Raw genomic sequence first — 9496 nt, 5'->3', positions numbered from 1 at the left:
AGCCGTGATTGATATCAGCCCGTCCGTGATGCAGTTCCTTCTGGCGTTCGTCGTGGCCGGCCCGCTCGTCGGCGCCGTCGCCGCCCTCCTGCCGGCCCCGCCCGGACTGAAGGGCAAGAGCCCCGAACAGGCCGTACTGCGCCACGGCGTGACCGTGACCGGTGCCATCCTGGCCGCGGCGATCGTCCTCGCCGTGGGCTTCGACCACGACGCTCCGTCCCGCTTCCAGGCGACGACGGACATCAGCTGGATCCAGGCCCTGAACGTCCGGATCCACCTCGGCATCGACGGCATCTCGCTCCCCCTCCTCCTGATGACCGCGCTGCTGTTCTTCCTCTGCGCGCTCTACAGCTACTTCAAGCTCCCCGCGGGCCCCTCCGCGAAGGCCTTCGTCGCCCTGCTCCTGGTCCTGGAGTCCGGCACCCTCGCCACCTTCGCCGTCCTCGACCTGCTGCTGTTCTTCCTCGCCTTCGAGATGGTCCTCATCCCGATGTACTTCCTCATCGCCCGCTGGGGCGGTGCTCAGCGGCAGGCAGCCGCTTGGAAGTTCATCCTCTACACCCTCCTCGGCTCCGTGGTGATGCTGCTCGGCCTGCTGCTGATCGGGCTGAACAGCGGCACCTTCGACATGGTGGCACTGGCCTCCGACAACGGCCGCGAACTGTCCCACACCACCCAGGTCCTGGCCGTTCTCGCCATCGGGATCGGCCTCGCCGTGAAGACCCCGATGTGGCCGCTGCACAGCTGGCTGCCGGACGCCCACACGGCCGCCCCCACCGTCGGCTCCGTCCTCCTCGCGGGCGTCCTGCTGAAGATGGGCACCTACGGGTTCGTCCGGATCCTGCTGCCCGCCACCCCCGACGGCATGGCCACCTTCGCCCCGTACCTGGGCGCCTTCGCCGCGGTCGGCATCGTCTACGGATCCCTGGCCTGTCTCGCCCTCGCCCGCAAGGGCAACAAGGGCGACCTCAAGCGCCTCATCGCGTACTCCTCCGTCGGCCACATGGGCTTCGTCCTCCTCGGCATCGCGTCCATGACCCCCACCGGCGTGAACGGCGCGCTGTTCGCCAACGTCGCGCACGGTCTGATCACCGGCCTTCTCTTCTTTCTTGTCGGCGCGCTCAAAGACCGTTACAACACGGCCGATCTCGACACCCTCGCCGGAGCCACCGGAGCGGCCCTCTACGGCCGCGCCCCCCGCTTCGGAGCCCTCCTCGCCTTCGCCGCCATCGCCTCGCTCGGCCTCCCCGGCCTGGCCGGCTTCTGGGGCGAGATGCTGGCCCTCTTCGGCGCGTTCGACCCCGCCGAGGGCCTGTCGAGGCCGGCGTTCCTCACGTACATGGCCGTCGGCGCGTTCGGCACCCTGCTCACCGCCGCCTATCTTCTGATCGTCGTACGGCGGGTGTGCATGGGCGACCCGAAGGCCGCGCGCGAAGGTGCCGCCGCCCCGGTGGTCCTCGCGGACATCCAGCGCTACGAGTACGCCGCCTGGAGCCCGCTCGTCGCCCTTACCCTCCTCGCCGGCCTGTGGCCCGCGGTCCTCCTCGGCCTCACCGACCCGGCCGTCCAGAAGCTCCTCGCGGGAGGGAACTCATGACGGTCCTTCAGCCCCTCACCAGCACCGCCATCGCCGCAGCCGACACCGGCGCGGGCGCCGACAGCCTGGTCCAGTCGGTCGACTGGCTCGCCATCGCGCCGGTCGTCATCACCGCCGCCGTCGGCCTCCTCGTACTGGTCCTCGACCTCTTCGTGCCGGAGCGCCGCAAGCCGCTGCTCGGCTGGATCTCCGTGGCCGGACTGGCCGCCGCGACCGCCACCCTGCTGCCGCTGCGCGCCGGCGACCGCAGCACCTTCTGCCTCACCGGACCCGGTACGGCCGACCCGGCCGCGTGCAGCTACGCCGCCGACCACTTCGCGCTCGTCGTGCAGTTCCTCGTCCTGGGCGGCGCCCTGGTCACCGCGCTGCTGTCGGTCACCGCCGTCCGTGAGGCGCGCATGCCGGCCGGCGAGTACTGGTTCCTGCTGCTCTCCTCCGCCGCCGGCGCGGCCCTGCTGCCCGCCTCCCGCGACCTCGCCACCCTGATCGTCGCCCTCGAAGTCGCCTCGCTGCCCGCCTTCGCCCTCGTCGGCATGCGCCGCGGCGACCGGCTCTCCTCCGAGGCCGCCCTCAAGTTCTTCCTGTCCTCCGTCACCGCCACCGCCGTGTCCCTGATGGGCGTCAGCTTCGTCTACGCCGCCACCGGCTCCCTGCACCTCACCCAGGTCGCCGACCGGCTCGGGAACGTCCCCGGACAGCTCGACAACCTCGCCATGGCCGGCGTCGCGCTCACCCTGGTCGGCTTCGCCTTCAAGACGGCCGCCGTCCCCTTCCACTTCTGGGTCCCGGACACCTACGTCGGCGCCCCGCTGCCCGTGGCCGGATACCTGTCGGTCATCGGCAAGGCCGTCGGCTTCACCGGCCTCATCCTCGTCACCGTGATCGCCTTCCCCGCCTACTCCGACGTCTGGGGCCCGGCCCTCGCCGTCCTGGCCGCGCTCACCATGACCCTCGGCAACGCGGCGGCCCTGCGCCAGTCCGCCGACCGGCCGGGCGGGGCCGTACGGCTGCTCGCCTGGTCCTCCGTCGGCCAGGCCGGCTACCTGCTGGTCCCGATCGCGGCCGCCGCCTACGCCGGCCGCGACCAGATCGGCTCCACCGTCGCCTACGCCCTCATGTACGCCGCCGTGAACCTCGGCGCCTTCGCCGTGGCCGCCCTGGTGGCCCGCACGAAGCCGCTGCACCGGCTCGCCGACTACCGGGGCCTGTACGCCGAGAGCCCGCTCGCCTCCCTCGCGATGGCCTTCTTCCTGCTCTGCCTGGCCGGTCTGCCGCCGGGCATCATCGGGCTCTTCGCGAAGGTCACCGTCTTCCGCTCGGCGGTCGACGCGGGCCTGGGCTGGCTCGCCGTGGTCATGGCCGTCAACGTCGTCGTCGCGCTGTACTACTACCTGCGCTGGACCGCCCTGCTCTTCCGCACCCCCGAGGGGGACGCGGCGCAGGAGGGCGCACAAGAGGGCGCGCAGCCCCGTACGAGGGCCCCTTGGCCGGTCACGGCGGCCATCGTGCTCACCGCCGCCACCGCACTGGTCCTCTCGGGTGCCCCGCAGCTCGTCCTGCGCTTCGCCACGGGGAGCCTCTTCCCGCTGTAGGGCCGCGCCCGTAACCCGTACGGCCTAACCTGCGCCGCGCCCGAGGCGGCCCCGAGGCGGCCCCGCCACAGCCCTGCGGGAGCCCCGCCGCAGCCCTGCCACCGCCCCGCCCCCCGGTCCACCGGGGCGGCGGGGTCCGGTGCGCCCGGGGAACCTGCCGCCCTCACCTGGCGTTGACCAGGAAGGAAGGGTCCACTGGACCGTATGGACCGCAGGCCCTCCGATCCGCAGATCCTGGACGGGTCCCCCTGCCGCACCACTTGGAGGGCGCACCGTGCACCGCCGGCACAACGGGCTGAAGACCGCCGTACTCCTCGGTGGTCTGTCGGCCCTCATCATCCTGATCGGAAGCTTCTTCGGCCGGGGCGGCCTGATCGTCGCCGTCCTCGTGGCCCTCGGCACCAACGCGTACGCGTACTGGAACAGCGACAAGCTGGCCCTGCGCGCGATGCGGGCCCGCCCCGTCAGCGAGTTCGAGGCGCCCGAGCTCTACCGCATGGTGCGCGAGCTCTCCACGTCCGCGCGCCAGCCGATGCCCCGGCTCTACATCTCCCCGACCGAGGCCCCCAACGCCTTCGCCACCGGCCGCAACCCGCGCAACGCCGCGGTCTGCTGCACCGAGGGCATCCTGCGCATACTCGACGAGCGCGAGCTGCGCGGGGTCATCGGCCACGAGCTCAGCCACGTCTACAACCGCGACATCCTCATCTCGTCCGTCGCGGGCGCCCTCGCCTCCGTGATCATGTTCCTGGTCAACTTCGCCTGGCTGATCCCCATCGGCCGCTCCAACGACGACGAGGGACCGGGCCTCTTCGGCATGCTGCTGATCATGATCCTGGGCCCGCTGGCGGCCTCCGTGATCCAGCTCGCCATCAGCCGCTCGCGCGAGTACGAGGCGGACGCCTCCGGGGCCCAGCTCACCGGGGACCCGCTCGCCCTCGCCAGCGCCCTGCGCAAGCTGGACGCCGGCACCAAGCAGCTTCCGCTGCCCGCCGAGCCGCGACTGGAGACCGCGAGCCACATGATGATCGCCAATCCCTTCCGTCCCGGCGAAGGATTGTCCAAAATGTTTTCCACACACCCTCCGATGGCCGAGCGCATCGCCCGGCTCGAACAGATGGCAGGCCGCAGTCAGTGAAGACCATCCTGAACGTCATTTGGCTCGTCCTCAGCGGAGTCTGGCTCTTCCTGGGCTACTGCCTGGCGGGTGTGATCCTCTGCATCACCATCATCGGAATCCCCTTCGGCATAGCCTCGTTCCGCATCGCCGTGTACGCCCTGTGGCCCTTCGGGTACACGGCCGTCGAGCGGCGTGACGCGGGCGCCGCGTCCTGCATCGGGAACGTGCTGTGGCTCGTCCTGGCCGGCTGGTGGCTGGCCCTCGGCCACATCGTCACCGGCATCGCGCTGTGCATCACGATCATCGGCATCCCGTTCGGCATCGCCAACTTCAAGATGGTCCCGCTCTCCCTGCTCCCGCTGGGCCGCGAGATCGTCCCCACGGACGCTCCGTTCGCCTCGCGCTGAGCCGCGCCGAGCCCGGATCCGGTTCATCCACTCGTATTAAAGTTCCGGGTTGCGGACGAGTGACGCGGACGAGCGGCACGCACAACGGGCAGGGAAGAACCGATGTCGAACGAGCCCTCTGAGCCCTCCGAGCCTTCCGAGTTCTCCGAGCCCTCCGACCCCTCCACGACCCTCTCCGTGGTCGTGCCGATGTACAACGAGGAGGACGCGCTGCCGGCCCTGGTCGGCAGACTGCGCCCGGCACTCGACGCCATGGCCGTCCGCTACGAGGTCGTCGCCGTCGACGACGGCAGCAAGGACCGCACCGCGGAGCTGCTCACCGAGTTCCAGGCCAAGTGGCCCGAACTGCGGGTCGTGCGGCTGCGCGGGAACTCCGGCCACCAGGCCGCCCTCACAGCCGGCCTGCACAGCGCCTCGGGCGCGTACGTGGCCAGCATCGACGCGGACCTCCAGGACCCGCCGGAGAAGATCCCGGAGATGCTCGACCTGGCCCGCGCGGACGGCCTCGACATCGTCTACGGCGTCCGGGCCGACCGGAGCACGGACACCGGCTTCAAGCGGCACACGGCCGGCGCCTACTACTGGCTGGTGCGCCGCCTGGTCGGCAAGCAGGTGCCCGCGCAGGCGGGCGACTTCCGGCTGCTCAGCCGCGCGGCGGTCGACGCGGTCAAGGCCATGCCCGACCAGCACCAGGTGTACCGCCTGCTCGTGCCGTGGCTCGGCTTCCCCAGCGGCCAGGTCACCTACCAGCGCGAGGAGCGGGTGGCGGGGGAGACCAAGTACCCGCTGAGCAAGATGCTCCGGCTCGGCGTCGACAGCGTCATCAACTTCTCCGCCGCCCCGCTGCGCCTGGCGACCTGGCTGGGCGTGGCCAGCTTCTTCGGCTGCCTGCTGATGGTGGGCGCCACCCTGGCGATCTACCTGAAGGGCCAGACCGTCCCCGGCTGGACCTCGCTGTTCATCGTGATGCTGTTCCTCGGCGGCGTGCAGCTGATCTGCGTCGGCCTGCTCGGCGAGTACATCGGCCGCATCTACACGGCCGTGCAGCGCCGCCCCACCTTCTTCGTCGGGTACGACTCGCACGCCCCGGCGCCGAACGCGGAGCGCCAAGCGGACTGAGGCCGCGCCCTCGTCGCTCCCTCGCCGCGGCTGAAATCGCAGGTCAGGGCGATTGTCAGTGGGGGGTGTCACTCTGTGTGCATGGATGACACCGAGCAGTTGCTGAAGCAAGTCGCCGGCCGCGCGCGCAGCTCCCACCAGGGGCGGTACGCGGCCACCGGCACCCTCGCCGCGCCCCTTCCGGCGCCCCTGCCCACCGCGGAACTGCACCGGGCCGAGGCCGCCCTGGGCTTCGCCCTGCCGCCCCTCCTCGCGGCCCTCCACACCCGCGTGGCGGACGGCGGCTTCGGCCCCGCGCACGGCCTGCTGCCCCTGGAGCACGCCGTCGCCGAATACACCGCGATGCGCGCCTCCGCCTGGCGCTGGCCCGAGGGCGTGCTGCCCATAGCCGACTTCGGCTGCGCCCTGCGCGCCTGCGTGGACTGCCGCTCGGAAACCGCCCAAGTCCTGCTGTTCGAACCGAACTCGGGTGAGCCCGACCTCGCCTGGTTCCTCGAATCGCCCACGCTCGCCGACTGGCTGCGCGGCTGGCTCGACGGCAGCTCCTGGTTCAGCGAGGAATCGGGCGCGGGGGAGGAGTGGGACCTGGAACTGACCCCCTGGGTGGGCTTCAGGGCCCGGGTGTGAGCCGTCGGCGCACCCCGTAGGCCAGCGCGCCCAGTGCCAGCACCGCGGCCCCCGTGACCGTCGACGCGGCGGGCAGCGCGCAGGCCAGCACCACGCAGCCGGACAGTCCCACCGCTGCCACGGCCCGGTCCTTGACACCTGAATCGAGAGTCCACGCGGAAGCGTTCGCGATCGCGTAATAGGCGAGCACGCCGAAGGAGGAGAAACCGATCGCGCCCCGCAGATCGGTGGTGGCCGCCAGCACCGCCACCACCGCGCCCACCGCCAGCTCGGCGTGGTGCGGCACCTGATGCCGGGGATGTACGGCGGCCAGCGCGCGCGGCAGATGGCCGTCCCGCGCCATCGCCAGGGTGGTCCGCGACACCCCGAGTACGAGCGCCAGCAGCGAGCCCAGCGCCGCCAGGGCCGCGCCCACCCGGACGACGGGAGTCAGCCCGGGCCACCCGGCCGCGCGCACGGCGTCGGCCAGCGGAGCCGCCGACCGCCCCAGACCGTCGGCACCGAGCACCGACAGCGCCGCCACCGAGACCGCGGCGTAGACGAGCAGGGCGATCCCCAGGGCGAGGGGCACCGCCCGCGGGATCGTGCGCTCCGGGTCGCGCACCTCCTCGCCCAGGGTGGTGATCCGGGCGTAGCCCGCGAAGGCGAAGAACAGCAGCCCGGCGCCCTGGAGCAGCCCGGCCGCCGCCCAGTCCGAGCCGCCGAGACGGCCGGCGTCGGCCGCGCCGGAGGACAGGCATGCCACGACGACCCCGGCCAGGACGGCCAGCACCACCGCCACGATCACCCGGGCGATCCGGGCGGACTTCTGCACGCCTCCGTAGCTCGCGGCGGTCAGGGCCACCACCGCCGCCACGGCCACCGCGTGCTGCTGCCCGGGCCACGCGTAGGCCCCGACCGTGAGGGCCATCGCCGCGCAGGAGGCCGTTTTGCCGACGACGAAGCCCCAGCCGGCCAGGTATCCCCAGAAGGGCCCGAGCCGTTCGCGCCCGTACACGTAGGTGCCGCCCGAGGACGGGGAGCGGGCGGCCAGCCGCGCCGAGGAGTGCGCGTTGCAGTACGCCACCAGGGCCGCGAGCGCGAGCGCCGCGAGGAGCGCTCCGCCGGCCGCGCGCGCCGCCGGGGCCAGGGCGGCGAAGATCCCGGCGCCGACCATCGCGCCGAGCCCGACGACGACCGCGTCGAAGACGCCCAGGGTGCGCTTCATCTCGTTGTGCGTGGGATGCACGGGGTGCGTGGCGTTCACGGGCGGAGAGTAGCCGGGCTAGGTGACGCCCTCCCGGCCGGGGACCGGCGTGCGGCTGCGCTCCCAGCCGTCCAGCGCGGTCAGGCAGGCGTGGTCGAGGTGGCGCAGCCCGCTCAGGTCGAGGCGGACGACACCGCCGCGGGGCAGCGCGTCCAGCTCGTCGAGCAGTTTGGGCAGCCGCAGGAAGCTGGCGTTCCCCAGGATCCGCACGCACAGTTCGTCGCCCTCCCACACCGGGTCGATGTGCACGTGGGAGGTCTCCCAGGCCGCCTTGGCGACGGCGAGCCCCAGCCCGGCGAGCACCCCCTCGAAGAGGTTCGTGACGACGATCGCCGAGGCCGTCGCCACCAGGACGACCGCCTCGCCCCGGTGCGACCGCCACAGGGCGGCCACCGCCCGCACCGGCAGCAGCTTCCAGCCGGCATGCAGCAGTACGCCGGCCAGCGCGGCGAGCGGGACGGACTCCAGCAGGCCGGGGACGGCCACGGCGAACAGCAGCAGCCAGCCGCCGTGCAGGATCCGGGAGGCCCGAGTGCGGGCGCCGGCCTCGACGTTGGCGGCGCTGCGGACGATGACGGCGGTCATCGGCAGGGCTCCGAGCAGCCCGCAGAGGGTGTTCCCGACGCCCTGGGCGACCAGTTCGCGGTCGTAGTCGGTCCGGTCTCCGTCGTGCATGCGGTCCACGGCCGCCGCACTGAACAGCGTCTCGGCGGAGGCGATCAGGGCGAGCGCCACCACGGTCCCGACGGCCCCGACGGAGGCGAGCACGCCGAAGTCCTCCCAGCCGGGCAGGGTCACGGCCGACAGGACGCCGGTGACCCGGACCCGCTCCACGGGCAGCCGCAGCAGCACGGCCGCGGCGGTCGCGGCGGCGACCCCGACGAGCGCTCCCGGCACGAGCCGGAGCCGGTCGGGCATCCGCCGCCAGGCCACCAGGACGGCGACCGTCCCGGCCCCGAGTGCCACGGCGGTCCAGTCGGCGCGCCCGCCGAGCTCCAGCGCCCCGGCCAGCTTCTCCAGGGTCCGCGCCGGGGCCTCCACGTCGGCCAGGGCGTACAGCTGACCGGCGATCAGCACGAGCCCGATACCGGCCAGCATCCCGTGCACGACGGCCACGGAGATCGCCCGGAACCACCGCCCGAGCCGCAGCACGCCCATGCCCAGCTGCACCAGGCCGGCGGCCAGGACGAGTACGCCGAGCGCGGGCAGCCCGTACGTCCGCACGGCCTCGTAGACGAGCACGGTGAGCCCGGCGGCCGGGCCGCTCACCTGGAGGGAGCTGCCCCGGAACCATCCGGTGACCAGCCCGCCCACCACCCCGGTGAGGATCCCGAGTTCGGCCGGCACCCCGGAGGCGACGGCGACTCCGACGCAGAGCGGTAGCGCGACCAGGGCGACCACCACGGACGCCCCGAAGTCTTCACGTAGCGTGCCGGCCCCGGGCACAGGCATGCGGGAACCCCCTGTCGAGGAGCTGACGGACACCCCTCACCCTGGTGGGCGCATCACCGCCCGCCCAAGTGCACACGGAGGACGGCACGGGCGCGTACGCCGCTCACGCCGGGCACACACCCACCGGGCGCCGGTCCCGCGACACCGCCCGCGGCACCCCGCACGATGACCGCGCCGCGCCGCGCCGCGCCGTACCGCCCGCGCCGCACGCCCGCGCCGCAACGACCGCGGGACGGGGGGGGGGGGGGGGAGGAGGGGGGGGGGGGGGGGGGGGGGGGGGGGGGGGAGAGGGGGGGGGGGGGGGGGGGGGGGGGGGAGGGGGGGGGGTGGAGGGTT

The 9496-nt window shown here is 73.1% G+C and carries 8 protein-coding genes; 6 read left to right on the top strand and 2 right to left on the bottom strand.

Annotated features, from left to right (window positions below; genetic code table 11):
* Positions 1–28 precede the first annotated feature (28 nt).
* The 6 genes from ACFRU2_RS15970 (at position 29) to ACFRU2_RS15945 (ending at position 6462) form a co-directional block, all read left to right on the top strand.
* On the top strand, positions 29–1597 hold the full coding sequence (locus tag ACFRU2_RS15970; RefSeq protein ID WP_382972570.1) for a NuoM family protein: 1569 nt from the start codon (positions 29–31) through the stop codon (positions 1595–1597).
* Positions 1594–3189, top strand: a complete 1596-nt coding sequence (locus ACFRU2_RS15965; protein ID WP_382972258.1) for an NADH-quinone oxidoreductase subunit N — start codon at positions 1594–1596, stop codon at positions 3187–3189. Before ACFRU2_RS15970 ends, ACFRU2_RS15965 begins: the two co-directional genes overlap by 4 nt.
* Before the next feature lie 274 nt (positions 3190–3463).
* A complete protein-coding gene (htpX, locus tag ACFRU2_RS15960; RefSeq protein WP_250740894.1) occupies positions 3464–4327 on the top strand; it encodes a zinc metalloprotease HtpX in 864 nt (287 codons plus the stop codon).
* On the top strand, positions 4324–4716 hold the full coding sequence (locus ACFRU2_RS15955; RefSeq protein ID WP_382972257.1) for a YccF domain-containing protein: 393 nt from the start codon (positions 4324–4326) through the stop codon (positions 4714–4716). The genes htpX and ACFRU2_RS15955 overlap by 4 nt, the downstream gene beginning before the upstream one ends.
* 102 nt (positions 4717–4818) lie before the next feature.
* Complete coding sequence (locus ACFRU2_RS15950) at positions 4819–5835, top strand: glycosyltransferase family 2 protein (protein WP_382972255.1); 1017 nt, start codon at positions 4819–4821, stop codon at positions 5833–5835.
* A gap of 81 nt (positions 5836–5916) precedes the next feature.
* Positions 5917–6462 (top strand): SMI1/KNR4 family protein, encoded by a 546-nt coding sequence (locus tag ACFRU2_RS15945; protein WP_382972253.1) that lies wholly within the window; start codon positions 5917–5919, stop codon positions 6460–6462.
* On the opposite strand, the gene ACFRU2_RS15940 is transcribed toward ACFRU2_RS15945, so the two are convergent.
* Together ACFRU2_RS15940 and ACFRU2_RS15935 are read right to left on the bottom strand one after the other, a co-directional pair.
* Complete coding sequence (locus ACFRU2_RS15940; RefSeq protein WP_382972568.1) at positions 6446–7669, bottom strand: APC family permease; 1224 nt, start codon at positions 7667–7669, stop codon at positions 6446–6448. The two genes, ACFRU2_RS15945 and ACFRU2_RS15940, sit on opposite strands and share 17 nt — an antisense overlap.
* A 57-nt stretch (positions 7670–7726) precedes the next feature.
* Positions 7727–9160, bottom strand: a complete 1434-nt coding sequence (locus ACFRU2_RS15935; RefSeq protein WP_382972252.1) for a SulP family inorganic anion transporter — start codon at positions 9158–9160, stop codon at positions 7727–7729.
* Positions 9161–9496: the final 336 nt, after the last annotated feature.

Origin of the sequence: Streptomyces sp. NPDC056883, assembly GCF_042788835.1 — a bacterium.
Classification (GTDB): domain Bacteria; phylum Actinomycetota; class Actinomycetes; order Streptomycetales; family Streptomycetaceae; genus Streptomyces; species Streptomyces stoeckheimensis.
The sequence above is the reverse complement of the archived record's forward strand: the minus strand, read 5'-3'. Positions and strand labels throughout refer to the sequence as shown.